The organism is Rhodococcus sp. JCM 9793, from assembly GCF_055380405.1.
On sequence record NZ_AP043721.1, the window covers coordinates 5001224 to 5019543 of the forward strand.

General features: G+C 66.2%; 17 protein-coding genes. 15 read left to right on the forward strand and 2 right to left on the reverse strand.

All coding sequences use genetic code 11. The features are described 5' to 3' along the window. Positions 1 to 58: 58 nt before the first annotated feature. From ACZ46K_RS25120 to ACZ46K_RS25170, 11 genes are all read left to right on the forward strand, one after another. The gene (locus ACZ46K_RS25120) at positions 59 to 1432 is read left to right on the forward strand and encodes an 8-oxoguanine deaminase (RefSeq protein WP_464745374.1); all 1374 of its coding nucleotides are present in this window, start codon (positions 59 to 61) and stop codon (positions 1430 to 1432) included. A 5-nt stretch (positions 1433 to 1437) separates the two neighbouring features. Further along, on the forward strand, positions 1438 to 2265 hold the full coding sequence (locus tag ACZ46K_RS25125) for an FAD binding domain-containing protein (RefSeq protein ID WP_054810450.1): 828 nt from the start codon (positions 1438 to 1440) through the stop codon (positions 2263 to 2265). After that, positions 2262 to 4976 (forward strand): molybdopterin-dependent oxidoreductase, encoded by a 2715-nt coding sequence (locus tag ACZ46K_RS25130; protein ID WP_464745376.1) that lies wholly within the window; start codon positions 2262 to 2264, stop codon positions 4974 to 4976. Before ACZ46K_RS25125 ends, ACZ46K_RS25130 begins: the two co-directional genes overlap by 4 nt. Before the next feature lie 164 nt (positions 4977 to 5140). Then, positions 5141 to 5461 (forward strand): hypothetical protein, encoded by a 321-nt coding sequence (locus ACZ46K_RS25135; RefSeq protein WP_464745378.1) that lies wholly within the window; start codon positions 5141 to 5143, stop codon positions 5459 to 5461. Beyond that, positions 5458 to 6117, forward strand: a complete 660-nt coding sequence (locus tag ACZ46K_RS25140) for a Rieske 2Fe-2S domain-containing protein (RefSeq protein ID WP_054810447.1) — start codon at positions 5458 to 5460, stop codon at positions 6115 to 6117. Before ACZ46K_RS25135 ends, ACZ46K_RS25140 begins: the two co-directional genes overlap by 4 nt. Further along, complete coding sequence (locus ACZ46K_RS25145) at positions 6117 to 6704, forward strand: glutathione S-transferase family protein (protein WP_464745381.1); 588 nt, start codon at positions 6117 to 6119, stop codon at positions 6702 to 6704. The genes ACZ46K_RS25140 and ACZ46K_RS25145 overlap by 1 nt, the downstream gene beginning before the upstream one ends. A gap of 32 nt (positions 6705 to 6736) precedes the next feature. After that, on the forward strand, positions 6737 to 7237 hold the full coding sequence (locus tag ACZ46K_RS25150; protein WP_054807350.1) for a thiamine pyrophosphate-binding protein: 501 nt from the start codon (positions 6737 to 6739) through the stop codon (positions 7235 to 7237). Further along, on the forward strand, positions 7234 to 7857 hold the full coding sequence (locus ACZ46K_RS25155) for a thiamine pyrophosphate-dependent enzyme (protein WP_464745383.1): 624 nt from the start codon (positions 7234 to 7236) through the stop codon (positions 7855 to 7857). The genes ACZ46K_RS25150 and ACZ46K_RS25155 overlap by 4 nt, the downstream gene beginning before the upstream one ends. Beyond that, on the forward strand, positions 7844 to 9412 hold the full coding sequence (locus ACZ46K_RS25160; protein WP_464745385.1) for a GMC family oxidoreductase: 1569 nt from the start codon (positions 7844 to 7846) through the stop codon (positions 9410 to 9412). The genes ACZ46K_RS25155 and ACZ46K_RS25160 overlap by 14 nt, the downstream gene beginning before the upstream one ends. After that, on the forward strand, positions 9409 to 10287 hold the full coding sequence (locus ACZ46K_RS25165; protein ID WP_054807202.1) for a hypothetical protein: 879 nt from the start codon (positions 9409 to 9411) through the stop codon (positions 10285 to 10287). The genes ACZ46K_RS25160 and ACZ46K_RS25165 overlap by 4 nt, the downstream gene beginning before the upstream one ends. Then, a complete protein-coding gene (locus ACZ46K_RS25170) occupies positions 10284 to 11777 on the forward strand; it encodes an aldehyde dehydrogenase family protein (protein ID WP_464745387.1) in 1494 nt (497 codons plus the stop codon). The genes ACZ46K_RS25165 and ACZ46K_RS25170 overlap by 4 nt, the downstream gene beginning before the upstream one ends. Before the next feature lie 56 nt (positions 11778 to 11833). Here the strand turns inward: ACZ46K_RS25170 and ACZ46K_RS25175 are convergent, their stop codons facing one another. Next, positions 11834 to 12793, reverse strand: coding sequence for an isopenicillin N synthase family dioxygenase (locus ACZ46K_RS25175; protein WP_464745389.1), 960 nt, complete (start codon positions 12791 to 12793; stop codon positions 11834 to 11836). An 85-nt stretch (positions 12794 to 12878) separates the two neighbouring features. Continuing rightward, on the reverse strand, positions 12879 to 13451 hold the full coding sequence (locus tag ACZ46K_RS25180) for a helix-turn-helix domain-containing protein (protein WP_054807201.1): 573 nt from the start codon (positions 13449 to 13451) through the stop codon (positions 12879 to 12881). A 128-nt stretch (positions 13452 to 13579) separates the two neighbouring features. Here ACZ46K_RS25180 and ACZ46K_RS25185 point away from each other — a divergent pair, with 128 nt between their 5' ends. The 4 genes from ACZ46K_RS25185 to ACZ46K_RS25200 are packed head-to-tail and all read left to right on the forward strand — an operon-like array spanning position 13580 to position 18255. Next, positions 13580 to 15136, forward strand: a complete 1557-nt coding sequence (locus tag ACZ46K_RS25185; protein ID WP_464745391.1) for an ABC transporter ATP-binding protein — start codon at positions 13580 to 13582, stop codon at positions 15134 to 15136. After that, a complete protein-coding gene (locus tag ACZ46K_RS25190; protein ID WP_464745393.1) occupies positions 15133 to 16209 on the forward strand; it encodes an ABC transporter permease in 1077 nt (358 codons plus the stop codon). Before ACZ46K_RS25185 ends, ACZ46K_RS25190 begins: the two co-directional genes overlap by 4 nt. Next, positions 16206 to 17168, forward strand: a complete 963-nt coding sequence (locus ACZ46K_RS25195) for an ABC transporter permease (RefSeq protein ID WP_464745395.1) — start codon at positions 16206 to 16208, stop codon at positions 17166 to 17168. The genes ACZ46K_RS25190 and ACZ46K_RS25195 overlap by 4 nt, the downstream gene beginning before the upstream one ends. A 58-nt stretch (positions 17169 to 17226) precedes the next feature. Further along, positions 17227 to 18255, forward strand: coding sequence for a BMP family protein (locus tag ACZ46K_RS25200; protein ID WP_464745397.1), 1029 nt, complete (start codon positions 17227 to 17229; stop codon positions 18253 to 18255). Positions 18256 to 18320: the final 65 nt, after the last annotated feature.

Genomic DNA, 18320 nt, shown 5'->3' on the forward strand with positions numbered 1-18320 from the left:
AGGTTTCGACCTCCGACGGCGTTGACTGAAGGCTCCGACGAGTTTCGAGGAGTCACCGATGCACCCGCACCTCACCGACACGCAGCGTGTGATCCGCGGCGCGCACATCGTGACGATGAACTCCGCGCGCGCCGAATACCGGACCGGACACGTCGTCGTCGACGGCAACCGCATCGTCGCGGTGGGACCGGGCGAACCCGTCGGCTACGACGACGCGCAGCTCGTCGACGGAACCGGGTGCGTGCTCACACCGGGTCTCATCAACACCCACCACCACCTGTATCAATGGATCACCCGCGGGCTCGCGGTCGATCACACCCTCTTCGAGTGGCTCACCACGCTCTACCCGATCTGGGGTGGCATCGACGCCGATGCCGTCCACGTCGGAGCCAAGGGCGCCCTGGCCCACCTCGTCCGCACCGGGTGCACCACGAGCACCGACCACCACTACGTCGTCCCGCGTGACGGTGGCGATGTCTTCGGCGCCGAGATCACCGCTGCGGCCGAGGTCGGCATCAGGTTCCACCCGTGCCGCGGCTCGATGGACCTCGGTGCGAGCGCAGGCGGTCTCCCACCCGATCACATCGTGGAGAAACTCGACGCGATCCTCGAGGGCAGCCGTGAGGCCGTCGACACCTGGCACGATCCGTCGTTCGATTCGATGTTGCGGGTCGCTCTCGCGCCGTGTTCACCGTTCTCGGTCACCGGCGATCTGTTGAGGGAGTCTGCGCTGCTCGCCCGCGATCTCGGAGTCCGGCTGCACACCCATCTCGCCGAGACCCTCGACGAAGAGGACTTCTGCCTCGAGAAGTTCGGTTGCCGGCCCGTGCAGTACATGGAGTCGTTGGGATGGACGGGCTCGGACGTCTGGTACGCGCACGCCGTGCACCTCGACGACCACGACATCGGGGTGCTCGCCGCATCGGGCACCGGCGCCGCCCACTGTCCTACTTCCAACGCGCGCCTCGGCGCAGGCATCGCACGGGCCGCCGACCTCTACGCCGCAGGTGTGCCCCTCGGCCTCGGTGTCGACGGCGCCGCAAGCAACGAATCGTGCTGCATGCTCGAAGAAGCCCATCATGCAGCGCTGTTCGCTCGCGCCCGCAGCGGACCGCGAGCCATGACGGTGCGGCAGAGCCTCGAACTCGCCACCATCGGCGGCGCGCACGTTCTGGGCCGCGAGAACGAGATCGGATCGATCGAAGTCGGCAAGCTCGCCGATCTGGCGCTGTGGCGCCTCGACGGTCTCGCGCATTCGGGGATCACCGACCCGGTCGCGGCGCTGGTCCTCGGCAGCCAACCGCCGCTGGAACTGCTGTTGGTCGACGGCCGTGACGTGGTGCGCCGCGACGTGGTGTGCACGGTCGACGAGGAGGTCGTCGCCCGGCAGGTCGCCGACGAACACGTCAAGCTCGTCGCGAAAGCGGGGTGAGTGCCGTGGATCTCCACACGATCACCGCGTACGACCTGGCTCATGAACGAGGCGACCTGGACATCGGGCCCGGTGAGGCGTTCGTCGCCGGGGGGACGTGGATGTTCTCCGAACCCCAGCTGCATCTGCACCGGCTGGTCGATCTGACCGGGCTCGATTGGCCCGCAGTGACGCTCACCGCCGATCACCTCGAGATCGCAGCCACCTGCACGGTCGAACGCCTGTCGGAGCTCTCGACCACCGAGCAGTGGCCGGCAGCGCCGCTGTTCCGGCAATGCGCGCAGGCCCTGCTCGCGTCGTGGAAGATCTGGAAGAGTGCCACGGTCGGCGGCAACATCTGCCTGTCGTTCCCCGCGGGGGCGATGATCTCCCTCGCCTCCGCACTCGAGGCCACCGCCGTGATATGGACTGCAGATGGTCGTGAAACCTACTTTCCCATACTCGATTTCGTCACCGGGGCCGGATCCAATGTGCTGACACCCGGCGACGTGCTGCGCAGTATCCGTATCCCGCTGTCCGTACTCCGGGCACGCACCGCATTCCGGAAGATCGCGCTGTCGCCTCTGGGTCGCTCCGGAGCGGTCGTCATCGGACGAATCGACGTCGACGGCGGCTTCGTACTCTCGGTGACCGCGTCCACCGTACGCCCGTATGTTCTGCGGTTTCCCGAGCTCCCGTCGGAGCGGGATCTCTCCGACGCGCTCACCCGGAGCATTCCGGTCGAGGCGTACCACACCGATGCGCACGGCGCGGCAGACTGGCGGCGGGCCGTCACCGCAGTGCTCGCCGCCGAGGTCCGGGCAGAGCTGTCGAACGGGGAGGTCCCGGCATGAAATTCACCGTCAATGGCCGCGAACTCGACACCGATCCTCGACCCGGCCAATGCCTGCGCACACTGCTGCGGGAGAGCACCCACTTCGAGGTCAAGAAGGGGTGCGACGCCGGCGACTGCGGCGCGTGTTCCGTCCTCGTCGACGGAGAACCCGTCCACTCGTGCATCTACCCCGCCGTGCGCGCGGGCGGGCACCAGGTGACGACCGTCGCCGGCCTGGGCACCCCCGACAACCTGCATCCGATGCAGCAGAAGTTCGTCGACGCGGCCGGTTTCCAGTGCGGATTCTGCACCGCCGGCATGATCGTCACCGCATCCACGTTCACCGAGGACGACCTGGATGATCTGCCGAATCGGTTGAAGGGCAACCTGTGTCGCTGCACCGGCTACCGCTCGATCGATGATGCATTGCGCGGCGACCGGAACGCCGAGCAGGTCACCGAGGGAGCGTCGTGCGGACGGTCGCAGCGCGCGCCCGCCGCGACCCGGGTGGTGACCGGCGTCGAGCGCTACACCCTGGACACTCAGGTCGAGGGTCTGCTGCACGTCGCGGTGCTCGGAAGTCCGCATCCGCACGCTCGTATCGTGTCGGTGGACGCCACCGCCGCCGAGGCTCTACCCGGCGTGCATGCAGTGCTCTATCACCGTGATGCTCCTGCGACGGCGTACTCGACAGCGCGGCACGAACATCGCGAAGACGACCCCGACGACACCTACCTGTTCGACAGGATCGTGCGGTTCCGCGGGCAGCGGGTCGCCGCGGTCGTCGCGGAGAGCACCACGGTCGCGCAGCGGGCGGTCGAGCTGATCCGGGTCGAATACGAGGAACTGCCGTTCGTCCTCGACCCGGATATCGCACGAAAGCCGGGTGCGCCGCTGCTCCATGCCGACAAGGGAACCGAGTCGCGCATCGCCGACCCCGGCCGCAACCTCGTCGCCGAACTCCACGGTGAGACCGGGGACGTGGACACGGCCGTCGCAGCCGCGGAGGTCGTGGTGCAGGGCCGGTGGGACACCCATCGCGCGCAACACACGCATCTCGAAACACACGGCGCCATCGGATATCTCGACGACGACGGACGGCTCGTCATCCGCAGTTCCACACAGGTCCCGTTTCTCGTCCGCGACGAACTGTGCCACGTGTTCGGACTCGACCAAGACCGGGTCCGTGTGTTCGCGACTCGGGTCGGCGGTGGATTCGGAGCCAAGCAGGAGATGCTCGTCGAGGACGTCGTCGCTGCGGCAGTGCTGCAGACAGGGCGGCCCGTGCAGTTCGAGTTCACCCGCACCGATCAGCTCACCATCGCACCGTGCAGGCACCCCATGCGCGTCGGCGTGACCCTCGCTGCGGGGCGCGACGGAATCCTGACCGCACTCGCGATCGATGTCCTGTCCGACGCGGGCGCGTACGGCAACCACTCGGCCGGCGTGATGTTCCACGGCTGCACCGAATCCATTGCGGTGTACCGATCACCGAACAAGCGGGTCGACGCCCAAGCCGTGTACACGAACAACCGCCCCTCCGGAGCGTTCCGCGGCTACGGGCTCGGGCAGGTGATCTTCGCGGTCGAGTCGGCGATGGACGAACTCGCAGTGAGGCTCGACGCCGATCCGTACGAACTCCGGCGCCGCAACATCGTCATACCGGGCGACCCGCTCGTCGCGGCCCACCCGGAGGGCGCCGACCTGATGTACGGCAGCTACGGGCTGGACCAGTGCCTCGACCTCACCGAGCGTGCGATGTCGCGGAGCGGCGGCACACCCGCCCCCGTCGGCGACCAGTGGCGAATCGGCGACGGAATGGCCCTTGCGATGATCGCGACGAACCCGCCCAACGGGCACATCGCCGACACCTCGATCGAGTTGCTCCCCGGCGGGCGGTTCGTCGCTCGGGTCGGGACTGCGGAGTTCGGCAACGGCACCACGACCGTGCACACACAGATCGCGGCCACCGAACTCGGCACCGTCCCGGATCGCATCGAGATCCGGCAGTCCGACACCGACGTCACCACGCACGACACCGGCGCGTTCGGCTCGGCGGGCACTGTCGTCGCGGCGAAGTCGCTGCTGTCGGCTGCACGGGAGCTACACCGACGCATGGCGAAGGCCGCGGCCGAGCTCACCGGCACCGACCCCGACAACGCCGAACTCACCCCGGACGGTGTGCGGTGCGGCGACACGCTCGTCTCACCCGCCGAGTTGCTCGATTCGTCGGGCGGGCACCTACGCGCCGAGGGTCGCCACGGCGGTCTGCCGCGTTCGTTGTCGTTCAATGTGCAGGCCTTCCGCGTCGCGGTGGACATCCGCACCGGTGAGGTACGCATCCTCCGGTCCATCCAGTCCGCCGACGCGGGCACCGTGCTCAATCCTGAACAGTGCCGAGGGCAGGTCGAGGGCGGCGCGGCCCAGGCTATCGGCGTCTCGATGTACGAGGAGCTGATCACCGACGAACACGGGCGGGTGACGACGGACGTCCTACGGAACTACCACATCCCGCAGTACGCCGATCTGCCCCGAACCGAGGTGTATTTCGCCGACACCTACGACGAGCTCGGACCGATGGGAGCCAAGTCGATGAGCGAGGCACCGTTCAATCCGGTCTCGCCGGCCCTGGCGAACGCTGTCCGCAACGCAATCGGGGTGCGCCCGCACGAGCTGCCACTCTCCCGCGACCGCGTGTGGCGACTGCTGCAGAATGCCACACAGTCGTAACTCAACGTTGACGCAGCAGAGACGAATCGCGCCGATTCAGGTGTAACATAACTTCCTGCAACGGTATTCGATCCGATGCAGTCCGCCCGCGCGAGTGTCCGCCAGGACTCCGCCGGTGAACGATCCGGAGCTCCCCTCCGGAGGAGGATTTTCCGGAGACGGGTGTGAGGGCCGTCCCAGACGAGCATCCCACGTCTCCGGAGGACCGCATGATCTGTTCGGCAATGCTCCCACCCACCCTCGAGTTGGTGGGATGCTTCGACCCCGAGGTCATGACGAGTTTCATCGCTGCGCGAGCGGATCTCCTTCAGGTGCACGCAACCGTCCTGTCTGCGACGGAACATCACATCACACTCCACACGCGCGGCGACCCCGACCTCGTCGACGCCTTCGAAGCGGCCTGCGCACTCGCACCCGGCGACAACGTCGTTTTCGAGTGCACAGTCCCTCAGTCCACATCGCCCGAGAGAAAGGTAGTGCCGTGACCCTCTGGGTTCCCGTTGCCCTCACCCGCGATATCGAACCCGGTTCCGCAACGGGCACCGCGGTGGACGGTGCAGCCGTGGCACTGTGGCGCGGCGCCGACGGCACGCTGCAGGCGTGGGCCGACCGGTGCCCACACCGGGGAATGCGCCTCAGCCTCGGATTCGTCCGCGGAGACAGACTCGTATGTCTCTATCACGGTTGGCAATTCGATGTCGAAGGTGCGTGCAGGCAGGTGCCGGCTCACCCGAATATGACCCCGCCGAGTACCGTGTCGCCCGTCCGTTACCGAGCTGTCGACCGCAGCGGAATCGCGTGGGTGTCGACGGCCGACTCCAGCGACACCGCCGTCCCCGAACGACCCGCCCCCGAGACCGCAACGGAACCGATCCGGTCGGTGTGGTTCACCGCCGAAACCGGGCGCGTGATCGACCGGCTCCGCTCCGAGGTGGAGGATCTCGACCTCGACGAGCACGTCGCCACCGGGCGGATCGACGGCGTGGAGATCCGCGCCGGCATCCAGAGGGTCGACGAGACCACGACGGCAGTACATGTCGTCGCAGTCGGAAAACTTCCGGCGGAGACCGTGACCCGGCTCGTACGACGCCTGCATGACATCCGAGACTCGGTGACCACGACAGTCGAGGCGGTGCAGTGATGACAATCCCTGCGTTGCACGACTTCCCGCTCGACCCGAGGTGCTATTCGGCGCGACTGACGCTGTCGCTCATGGAAATGGAGCACGCCATCGTGCCCGTCGACGTGTTCCCGGGCGCGAAACACCTCGAAGGGCGATACCTCGAGCTCACCCCGCCCGGGGTCCTACCGGTACTCGAAACCGAGGAGCGAGTGTTCGTCGGCATGGAATCGGTACTCATGCGCATCGTTGCCGGCACCGCATGGGCGCCGCCCGACGATCGGTGGCTTCAGTTCTCTTCCGGGCCCCTCGAGCAGGTGTATGCCTGCCGCGAGAGGTCCCTGTTCACCACCGATCCCATCGACAATCACACTGCGCGGGCAGTACTCCAGCATGTCGACGACCATCTCGCCGTCTCACGCTCGGAAGGCGACTGGCTCGCCGGTGATCGGCCCACAGCGGCCGACCTCGCGGTCTATCCGGCTGCCGCACTGAGCCGGGACATCGGTATCGATCACGACGCGTACCCCGGACTGCGACGGTGGATGCGCCTCATCAAACAACTTCCCGGGTTCGTCGAAATGCCCGGCATTCCCGTCTTCCCCTGAACTTCCCCTGAACTTCCCACGGAAGGATCCTCATGGAACAGTCGACCGTCGACGCGGTGATCCGCGGCCTCGAGAAGGCCGGTGTCAGCACCGTGTGTTACCTCCCCGATTCCCTGTTCAAAGAGCTGTACCCCGCGCTCGATGCGCATCCGACCATCCGGACCATCCAGGTCACCAACGAAGGCGAAGGCGCCGCCATCTGCGGTGGGATGTTCCTGTCCGGCACACGCGGCGTGCTCATCATGGAGAACTCGGGCCTCCGCGCCTCCGTCGAACCATTGGCCCGGATGGGTCTCGGTGCGGGGATCCCCGTGATCATGCTCATGAGCTATCGCGGCGAACTCGGCGAGAACAACTGGTGGGCGGTGCCACACGGCATCACCATGGAGCCGATCCTCGATGCGCTGCGTATCCCGTACCGCATCGTCCGCGAAGAGGATGCGATAGAACGAGCAATCCACGACGCATTCGAATGGTCCTACTCGGCCTACCATCATTCCGCCATCGCCCTCGGAGGAGGACTCGTCCGATGACCACCATGCGCATGACCCGATTCGAGTGCATGCAGGCGCTCGCAGCCCTACTCGACAACGAACTGGTGATCCTGTCCCTGGGTGCCAGCGTCGACGAGTGGTACAACGCCGCACCGCACATGCGACAGGCAAGCCTGTTCCAGCAGCAGCTCGGCTGCGTCACCCCGCAGGCATTCGGACTCGCGGTGGGCCTGCCCCACCGTCGGATCATCTCTCTCGACACCGACGGTGGAATGCTGTTCAACCTGGGTATCCTCGCGACACTCGGCAACGAGCGGCCCCACAACCTCTTCACGGTGGTGTGGGACAACGAGTGCTACCAGTCGATCGGCGGGCCACCCACCCACACCGCTCACGGCAATGTGGACATCGCTGCCATCGCGCGCGGAGCCGGCGTGGAGAAGTCCTACACGGCCACGACTCTCGATGATTTCGAAAAACACTGCGTGGCCGGGCTCGCGGCAGACGAACCGTATGTGCTCGTCGCGAAGGTTTCGAGCATCGTCCAGCCCGGCATCAAGCGCAAGCACAGCGACGGGCGCGAGGACAAGTACATCTTCGTCCGCCACGTGGAGGCGACGGAGAACATCACGATCATGGGTCCCAGTGAACACAACTGACGGCTACGACTACGTCGTCGTCGGGGGTGGGTCAGCGGGGTGCGTCCTCGCGGCCCGTCTCACCGAGAACCCCGACGTCACTGTGCTTCTCCTCGAGGCCGGACCGGACCACGCAAGAATCGGCTCGCTGGACACGCCGGGAACCTGGGCTTCTCTGCTCGGCGGCGAATACGACTGGGGCTACCACTTCACCGCGAACCCGCTGCTCGACGGACGCGAAGTGCCGATTCCGCGGGGACGCGTGCTCGGCGGCTCGAGCAGCATCAACGCGATGCTGTGGTACCGCGGGCACGCGTCGGACTACGACGCATGGGAGACAGCGGGGGCGAGCGGCTGGAACTACGCGTCGCTGCTCCCGTACTTCCGGCGCGCCGAGGACTGGGAGGGCGGTGCGACCGCGGAGCGCGGCGCCGGTGGCCCGATCCGCATCACCACGCCGCCGAATCCTCACCCCGTTGCCATCGGATTGCTGGACGCCGCAGCCGAACTCGGCATGGCGGTGCTCGACGACTGCAACGGACCCGACATCGAGGGTGCCGCCCTCGCGAACCTCAACATCGATGACAGGCATCGCGGCAGCACCGCTCGCGCCTACCTCGATCCGGTGCGGGCCCGGCCGAATCTCACGGTCCGCACCGGCGCGACCGTCACCGAGTTCGTGTTCGCCGGGACGCGGTGCACCGGCGTGCGGTACCGATCGCACGGCCTGCGGTACCGCTCGGACGGCGTCGTCGAGGTCCGCGCGCACGCCGAGACACTGCTGTGCGCGGGCGCGATCACCAGCCCACATCTGCTGCTGCTCGCAGGCATCGGCGATCCTGAACACCTCGGTGAGCACGGCGTCACTGTCCGCGCAGATCTTCCCGGTGTCGGACGCAATCTTCAGGATCATCCCTTGCTGATGGGCGTGAACTTCCGGTCCCGTCGTCCGCTCGGACCGGTGCGGGACAACGGCGGCGGAGCAATCCTGAACTGGCGATCCGATCCGGCCCTGGATCTTCCGGATCTGCACGCATTCATCGTGCAGGGACCGCACGCAACCCCCGAGGTGACGAAACGGTACGACGTCGCCGGTGACATCTTCGCCATCTCCCCCGGTCTCATGCGGTCCCGCAGCGTCGGGCGACTGTCCTTGCGTTCTGCCGACCCCGAGGTCGCACCCGACATCGACCCCCGCTATCTGTCCGATCCACGTGACCTCGACGCCCTGGTCTCCGGCCTCGATCGCATCTTCGACCTCGCCGGTACCGCAGCATTGCGTAGCCTGATCGACGCACCCGCTGCGCCCGATCGGCGACTCGACCGGGCCGAAGCGGAAGTGTTCGTCCGGGCAAGCTGCTCGACGTTCTTCCACGTCGGCGGCACCTGCGCGATGGGTGTCGGCCCCGACGCGGTCGTCGACCCCGAACTACGGGTCCACGGCGTCGACGGGCTGCGCGTCGTCGACGCATCCGTGATTCCGATACTGCCGTCGTGCAACACGAACGCACCCGTCATCGCTCTCGCAGAACGCGCCGCCGCGTTGATCAGCGGACACGAAAGGAGCCCCACATGACCACCACCCTGTGCGACGACCCCGTCGTCCTCGACCGCTGGTACCCGGTCTGCGCCGAGAACGAACTCGACGCCGCCACTGTCGCCACCACATTGCTCGGCGCCGACCTCACCTGCGGACACGACCAGGACGGCCATCCCGTCGTCCACACGTCAGATCGCGAACTGCCGGTGCGTACGAAGTTCGGATTCGTGTGGACCACACTCGGTGCACCTGTCCGCGACGTCTTCACGATCGACGAGGCCGATGAAGCCGACCGCCGATACGTCGCGTGCGGATGGGTGACACTCCGATCGTCTCCCGGCCGCGTCGTCGAGAACTTCCTCGACATGGCCCACTTCCCCTTCGTGCACACCGGGATCCTCGGCGGTGAGGCCGCGACCGAGGTCGCCCGTTACAACTGGGAAATCCGCAAGGACACCGATGAGGTATGGGCCACCGACTGCAAGTTCTTCCAGCCTCAGATGTCCGCGGCGTCGGAAGGCACCTTCGCACATCTGACCTATCGTGTACCGGATCCGTATCAGGTGATGCTGTACCGGATTTCACCCTCCGACGAGACACGTCTCGATGCCATCGCGCTGTTCATCCAGCCGATCACGGAAACGTTGTGTCGTGCACAGCCGGTGATGTATCTCGTCGATCCTGATTCGACCCACACCGATCTGACCCAGTTCGAGCAGGTGATCTTCCTGCAGGACCGCATCATCGTCGAGAACCAGAGGCCGCTGCTGCTCCCACTCGATCCCCGTGACGAGATCCCCACCCGGGCGGACGCGTCCTCCGTCACCTACCGTCGCTGGCTCAAAGCCAAAGGGCTGCGATGGGGAGCCCTCCCGTTCCGGCCCGTCCACACCGCAGGAGCACGTCCATGACCACCGGCATCTCACCGCGGCACAGCGCCGCCTTCCTCGACGGCAACGTCAAGCGCCTGCTCATCGACGGACGATGGATCGCCGGAGCGGGAGCTCCGTTCGAGACTTCCGATCCCGCCACCGGCGCAGTCCTCGCCACACTGTCCTCTGCAGGTCCCGACGATGTGGACGCAGCGGTCGCAGCGGCACATGCCGCGCTGCACGGGAAGTGGCGAACGTGGACACCCGCCGCGCGCGCCCGGATGCTGTGGCGGATCGCCGACGCCATCGATGCCCATGCCGACGAACTTGCCGAATTGGAGACCTTCGACCAGGGTAAGTCGTGGGCGACGTCCCGATTCGCGGAGATCCCTTCGGCAGCAGAACAGTTCCGGTACTACGCCGGATGGGCGACGAAGATCACCGGCACCACGATCACGCCGTCGATCACCTACCAACCACCCGGGAAACGGGTGGTCGCGCAAACGGTGCGCGAACCGGTCGGTGTGGTCGCGGCGATCGTCCCGTGGAATTCGCCGATGCTCATGGCGGCGATGAAGCTCGCACCGGCCCTCGCGGCGGGATGCGCTGTCATCCTCAAACCGGCCGAGGACACCTCGCTCACTGCACTGCGCCTCGGTGAGCTCATGGTCGAGGTCGGAGTACCGCCGGGCGTCGTCGGGGTTCTCACCGGTGACGGCACCGTCGGCGCGTGGTTGGCGTCCCACCGGGATGTCGACAAGGTGACATTCACGGGCTCCACCGCGACCGGGCGAGCCCTGACGGCCGCATCCGGCGCGAGCAACCTCAAGCGCCTGACGCTCGAACTCGGCGGAAAGTCACCCGTTCTGGTGTTCGGCGACGCCGACCTCGACACGGCCGTCCCCGGTATCACGCGGGGCATCTTCTCGAACTGCGGTCAGGTGTGTGTCGCCGGATCGCGTGTCTACGCCGAACGGTCGGTGTACGAACAGGTGGTGGACGGCCTGGCCACCGCTGCCCGGTCACTTCGTCTGGGCCACGGGCTCGACGAGGGCACCGACCTCGGTCCACTCGTGAGCCGGCGGCACCGCAACACCGTGGCGTCGTACGTCGACGACGGTGTGCGCGGTGGCGCGACGGTCGTCGCCGGGGGTCGTGCGGTGGGTGAGATCGGCAGCTTCTACGAGCCGACCGTCGTCGTCGATGCCGCCGCGGAGCTGCCGATGATGCGTGAGGAGATCTTCGGTCCCGTCGTCACCGTCAGTCCGTTCGACGACACCGAGGAGGTCATCGCCTGGGCCAACGACACCGACTACGGCCTGGCCTCGAGCGTATGGACGTCCAACCTCTCACGCGCGTATCGTGTTTCCGACGCGATCCGGGCCGGAACCGTGTGGATCAACTGCCACTCCTATTTCTCTCCCGAGTTGGTCAAGGGCGGGCACAAGGAATCCGGGTGGGGTTACGAGAACGGTGCAGCGGGACTGGAAAACTATCTCGAGACCAAGACCGTCTGCCTCACGGTCTGATCCGTCGCCCCACCCGGGCCGAGCCGGAGACACGCGCGCCAGGTCGCGACACTTCTCTACGAGACCTGTTTGTCCTCGAGGTAGTCATGCGTCGCATCGAAACGCGAGAGCATGTATTCACCCGCTTCGATCGGAGGATGGATCGGTTCTGCCCCGGGCTCGACGCAGGTCGGTATCGCTTCGATCACGGCGTGGAAGTCCGGGGCGACGAAGTACGGGATCGAATACCGATGTGCACCCACCGGATTGAGTACCCGATGGCGTGTCGATACGTAGCGGTGATTCGTCCACCGGGCGATCATGTCTCCCAGGTTGACGATCAAGGCGTCGGGTGGGGTGACTACGTCGATCCATCCTCCTCCCCGGGCGGCCACCTGTAGTCCGCCGATGTCGTCCTGCGCGAGCAGGGTGAGCGAGCCGTAGTCCGTGTGTGCACCGGCGCCCGGCGTGAGATCGCCGGCAGGGGCGGGCGGATAATGCAGCATCCGCAGCGAGGCAATGGGATCGGTGAACATCGGCTCGAACGTGTCGACCTCCAGGCCGAGGGCGAGTGCAAGTCCACGCATCAGGTGAGCATTGATATCGAGACAGGCCTTCGAGTACTCCTCGGCGAGGCCCCTGAATTCGGGCATCAGCGAGTCAGGCCACTGCGCGGGTCCGTGCAGGGGTGTGCCTGCCAGTACTTCCGGATGGTCAGGGCCGCGGTCGATGGTGATGTCGAGCGCTTCCTTGCTGTCCGCTCCGAGTGCAGCATTGAGAGTCTCGGCCTTGGGAGGAACATATCCACTGTGGCAGGTCGACTTACCGATCCAGATCTGCATCTTCTCGTCCGCCGGCAGCGCAAAGAACCGTCGCGCCTGCTCCATCATCGCAGCGCGGAGCTCGGAAGCGAGTCCGTGCCCTGTCACGACGAAGAATCCGAGGTCGGTGCAGGCCGCGTCGAGAGTCTCGGCAACCGCGAGGGGGTCACCCCCGTCGCGTAGCGGGCGCAGATCGATGATGGGAAGCGAGTCCATGGCGTTCTCCAGACACGAGGCGAATGATCGCTATCAGTTAATTCTTGCGGCGCTACCGTCTCGTCTCACTCCTGTGAGATCCGCGTTACGAATGCTCGGGTGTCGCTCCCACGCACAGCACGACACGGGCGGATTCGTCACCCCTGTGGACCCATTGCATCTCGGTTCCTGCCGCAGCGAACAAACAATCCCCCTCGACGAGAACGACCGGTTCACGGTCCCGTACCTGCACCTCGAGGCTGCCACCTGTCACCACCACGACGAGATCGTCCGCACGACGGAACCAGCCGCTGACGTCGTCGTCCGATCCGATGAGGTACTGATAGACCTCGGAAATCGCGCCGTTCCCGCGCGCCAGCCACGTCACCGGTGCGGTCGGAGTACCGGTCACAGCCTGCGCAATGCGCCCTTCTGCGCGCACAACCAGGACATCCGCGTCGGGGGCGGGGTCGAGGAAACTCGACGGTGATCGCCCGAGCGCATCGGCGATCCTGTACAGGGTCGCGAGCGACGGAGCGTTCAGCCCCCGCTCCACCTGACTGAGAAACGCCTGACTGACGCCCGCCCGCTCCGCCAATCCCCTGGCACTGAGACCGTCCCGCTTACGCGCAGCACGAATCGCAACTCCGATTCGCGCGACGCGATCCTCTTCCCGCACAACACTCCTCCGATTCATCCGTACACGAAGTCCGAAACACAATCGTCACGATCCGGTCATTGCTACTCAACTATGCACCTGCAGAGTTCCGACTTAACGAATAGCGATTACCTGGAAGGTCTCATCGCATGGTGACAGCAGTATCCCCGGCCGGCACCACCGGCACCCTCGACAGCGAGAGCACAGGCCGTGTCGAGGGAGTCGTCATGTACGGCATCCATCGTTCGTTCGGCGAGAACGTCGTCCTGCGCGACGTGTCGCTGCACATCCGCCCCGGCGAGGTCTACGCACTCCTCGGTGAGAACGGCGCCGGAAAGTCCACGCTGATGCGCATTCTCACGGGCCTGCTCCCCCCGGATGCCGGCGACATCACCATCGACGGCCTGCCCCTCGCCGACGGCGGGCGAGACCGCATCGCCATGGTTCACCAGCACTTCATGCTCGTACCAAGTATGACCGTGGCCGAGAACTTCCTGCTCGGGCGCTCGCGCGGCGTCGTCGGGCGGAGCCGCCTGCACAGCATGGGAGAGGAGATCGCCGCGCTCGCCGGCGACACCGGTCTCGCATGCACGCCCGACGCCCGCGTCGAGACGCTGTCGGTCGGCGAACAGCAACGTGTCGAGATCCTCAGGGCCCTGCACCTGGGGGCCCGCTACCTGCTCCTCGACGAACCGACCGCGAATCTTGCACCTGCAGAGATACATTCACTTCTCGCACAGGTACGGCGTCTCGCGACCGATCTCGGTGTCGGAATCGTGCTGATCACGCACCATCTCGAAGAGGTCATCGAGGCTGCCGACCGCGTGGGTGTGTTACGCGGGGGCACACTCGTCTCGGAGAAGCCCGTCTCCGACGTCACGACCGCGGAACTCGCCCGCGACATGGTGGGCCGCGATGTCGGGCTCGGAATCCGCCGAGCGGCCACCGAGCCGGCGGGTCACCGCATGCTCGAACTCGTGAGCGTGTCGGTGCCCGGCCGGCTCGACGAGGTGAATCTGCGAGTACGTGCAGGCGAGCTCGTCGCAGTTGCGGGGGTCGAAGGCAACGGCCAGTCCGCCCTCGAGGATGCGCTCTCCGGCCTTGCCGCCGACTCGTCCGGAGCAGTGTGCATCGACGAGCGTGAGATCGACACGTCGAGCCCGCGCGACCTCCGGGAGGCCGGTGTCGGCATCGTGCCCGCCGACCGCTACACCCGCGGGCTGGTCAGGTCACTCGGCATCGACACCAACCTCGCCATCGACAGCTACACCACACCCCCTGTAGCGCAGCGGTGGGGCCGTGTGTCGCGCAACGCGATTCGACAACGCGCCGAGCGAATCATCGCGGCACTGTCGGTGAAGGCCCCGGGCCCGCGCACCCTCGCCGGAACACTGTCCGGCGGTCACGCCCAGCGCGTCGTGCTCGGTCGGGTCCTCGACGGCGAACCGGACGTCCTCGTTGTCGCGCAGCCCACCCGAGGCCTCGACATCGGCGCCACCGAATTCGTGTGGGACACCCTCGTGGAACACCGCTCCCGCGGCGCCGCGATCCTCCTGATCTCCTCGGACCTCGACGAGGTCTGCAGTCTCGCCGACCGCGTCGTCGTCCTCTACCGCGGGCGCATCGTCGCCGAGTTCGACGAAGGCCCGTTCGATCGCGAGGCCATCGGCTCAGCGATGGGCGGCTTCCAGGAGGCTGCTGCGTGACCGCCACTCTCACGCCCCCGGGATCGTCCCCGGTCACCGACCCCGCGACGACATCGCGCCCCAAGCGCCTCGCCGCCTCGGCCACGGTCCCGCTACTCGCCGTGGCGGCCGGTCTTTCCGTCGGCGCCGTCCTCATCCTTCTCGCGGGCGGGAATCCGATCGACGCCTACGCGACGATGCTCGATGCCGCACTCGGCGGTGACACGCAGCTCGGCCGCCTGCTGACGGGGATGACTCCCCTCGTGCTGATCGGTCTCGGATACGCGATCGCGTACCGCACCGGGTTCATCACCATCGGCGCTCAAGGTCACTACGACGTCGGTGCGATCACCGCCGCGGCGGTGGTACTCACTGTCCCGCTCAACTCGGGCTGGGTCGCGATCCCCGTCGTCGCCGTCCTCGCGGCAGCCGCGGGCGCGTTCATCGGTGGCATCGCCGGAATCCTGAAGGCGCGGCTCGGCGTGAACGAGATCATCTCCGCGCTCATGCTCAACTACCTGGTCTTCTACGGCCTCGCGTGGGCGGTACGGAAACCACTCGCCAATCCGAACGGATTCACCCCGGAGTCCGAACGCATCCCCGATTGGGCGATGCTCGCGACCATTCCCGGCACCCGCATCCACGTCGGCGTGTTCGTGGCCATCGCCGCGGTGCCGCTCGTGTGGTGGCTCATGCGCTCGACGCGGTTCGGGTTCGCGTCGCAGGTGGTCGGTGAAAGTCCCTCTGTCGCCGCAGCCAACGGCATCCCCGTCTCCCGGATCATCGTCACCTCCGCATTGGTCAGCGGTGCGCTCGGCGGTATCGCAGGGGCAATCATGCTGCTCGGCAGCGAGTTCCGTCTGTCGCTGGCGGTGTCGTCGGGTATCGGATTCACCGCGATCGTCGTGGCGCTGCTCGGCCGTCGCAATCCCTTCGGCATCGTCCTCGCGGCGGCGCTGGTCTCGGGGCTCACTCTCGGCAGCCAGGCCGTGCAGCGAACCCAGGAGATTCCGGCGTCCATCGGCACCGTCGTGCAGGCCGTGATGATCGTGACGGTGCTGCTAGCCAACAGAATTGTGGAGCGTGCCCGATGAACTGGTCCGAGGTCATGGGCGCAGGTGCGCTCATCCCGCTGCTCACCGCAGCACTGCGTCTGGCCGCCCCCATCATTCTTGCTGCGGCCGGAGCCTGCCTGGCCGAACGTTCCGGCCTGATGAACCTCGGTATCGAGGGACAGATGATGATAGGGGCAGTCGCGGCCTTCATCACCACTTACTACACCGAACAACCGATGCTCGGAGCCGTCGCCGGCGCGGCGGCCGGCCTCCTCACTGCGGTGCTCGTCGGATACCTGACCATCACGATGGCGATCGACCAGATCATCACCGGCATTTCTGTGGTGATTCTCGGTTCGGGCCTCGCAGCCTTCCTGTATCTCCAGGTGTTCGGCATCACCGGTACGCCGCCGCGCATCGAGGGCACCACACCGCTCGATCTGCCCGTACTGTCCGACATTCCCGTCCTCGGCCCGATCCTTTTCTCACAATCCCCGCTCGTGCACATCGCGCTCCTGCTGGTCGTCGCACTGTGGTGGCTGCTCTCCCGCACCGCGTTCGGCCTCTCGGTGCGTGCGGCAGGTGAGAGCCCCGATGCCGCCGACTCGGTCGGTATCTCCGTTACACGTACGCGCTGGATCACGCTGCTGATCTCCGGCGCAGCAGCCGGCATGGCCGGTGCCCTGGTCGTCGACGGCCTGCGCTTCTTCCAGGACGGCATCACCGGGGGTCGCGGCTGGATCGCACTCGGGGTCGTGATCCTGGCCCGTTGGAATCCGCTCGGCGCCATGGCCGGTGGCTTCATGTTCGGTCTCGTCGATGCATTCCAGCTGCGGGTGCAGGCGGCCTCGGGCGGGCAATCCACATCGATCCCCTACGAATTGTTCCAGGCGATGCCGTACCTGGTGACGTTGATCGCCGTCGTGGGGACCACTGTGTGGTTTGCCCGCGGCAATGCCCCGAAGGCACTCGGAGTCCCCTTCGTCCCTGCCAAATGAATTTTTCGTCAACAGGATTCACACCGTCGAATCCGTCGTGCCCCCTCTAGGAGAATCCGTGAAGAAACTGGGTACCGCCATCGCCGCAGCAGCTGTCGTCGGCGTGGCCGTCACAGGATGTTCGAGTTCCGATTCCGGCGGCAATTCGTCGGTCTCGTCCGACGGTGTCGTCAAGGCGGCAATCGTCACGTCGGGCCCCGTGAACGATCTGGGCTGGAATCAGGGCATGGTCGAGGGCGCCGAGAAGCTCGAAGCCGAAGGGCTTTTGGATCTTACCGTGGTCCAGCAGGACTCGGGTGCGACGTCCGAGCAGATCGCGCAGATCGTCACCGACCTCGCCGAGGACGGTAATCAGCTCATCGTCGGTCACTCGTTCAACTACGGCGAACCCATCAAGGGCATCATCGCAGACTATCCGGACGTACTGTTTGCGTATGCGGGAGGTTTCGGGGACATCACCGAGAACCTGGCGGACTACAGCCAGCCGTTCTACGAGGGCGCCTTCCTTTCCGGCATCCTCGCCGGTGATCTCACTGAATCGGGTATCCTCGCCGGCACCGCCGGTTTCGAGATCCCAGTGTGCAAAGCCCAGATCGAATCGTTCGCCGACGGCGCGCGGCTGACCTATCAGGGCGAAGGCGAGATCCAGCTCAAGCCCGCATACATCGGCGGATGGTCCGATGCCGCAGCCCAGACCGTCGAAGCCGTCAACGCCCTCGTCGACCAGGGCGCCGACCAGTTCACCACGTGCGGCGTCGACGCGGCCACCATCGAAGGCGCCAAGCAGCGAGGTGTCTACGTCGCGGGATACGCCATGGACCAGACTCCGCTCGCTCCCGAGAGCGTCGTGTCGTCCATCGTGTGGAATCTCGACGAGGTGCTTCGCGCGATGATCACCGACGTCGAAGCGGGCGATATCGATCCCGCGAAGTACTACGAGGTGGACTTCGCTGAGGGCGGCGTCGACGTCGTGATCAACCCGGTGTTCGCCGACCGCATCTCACCCGAAGCGATGGCACTCTTCGACGAGTACCGCGAGAAGATCAAGTCCGGTGAGTACGAGGTGGAGTACAAGGGCGGAGAGTAGATGAAGTTTCCTCCCGTTGCTCGGCTTTCCGTTGGTTCTGAACCAACGGAAAGCCTTGCGACAGG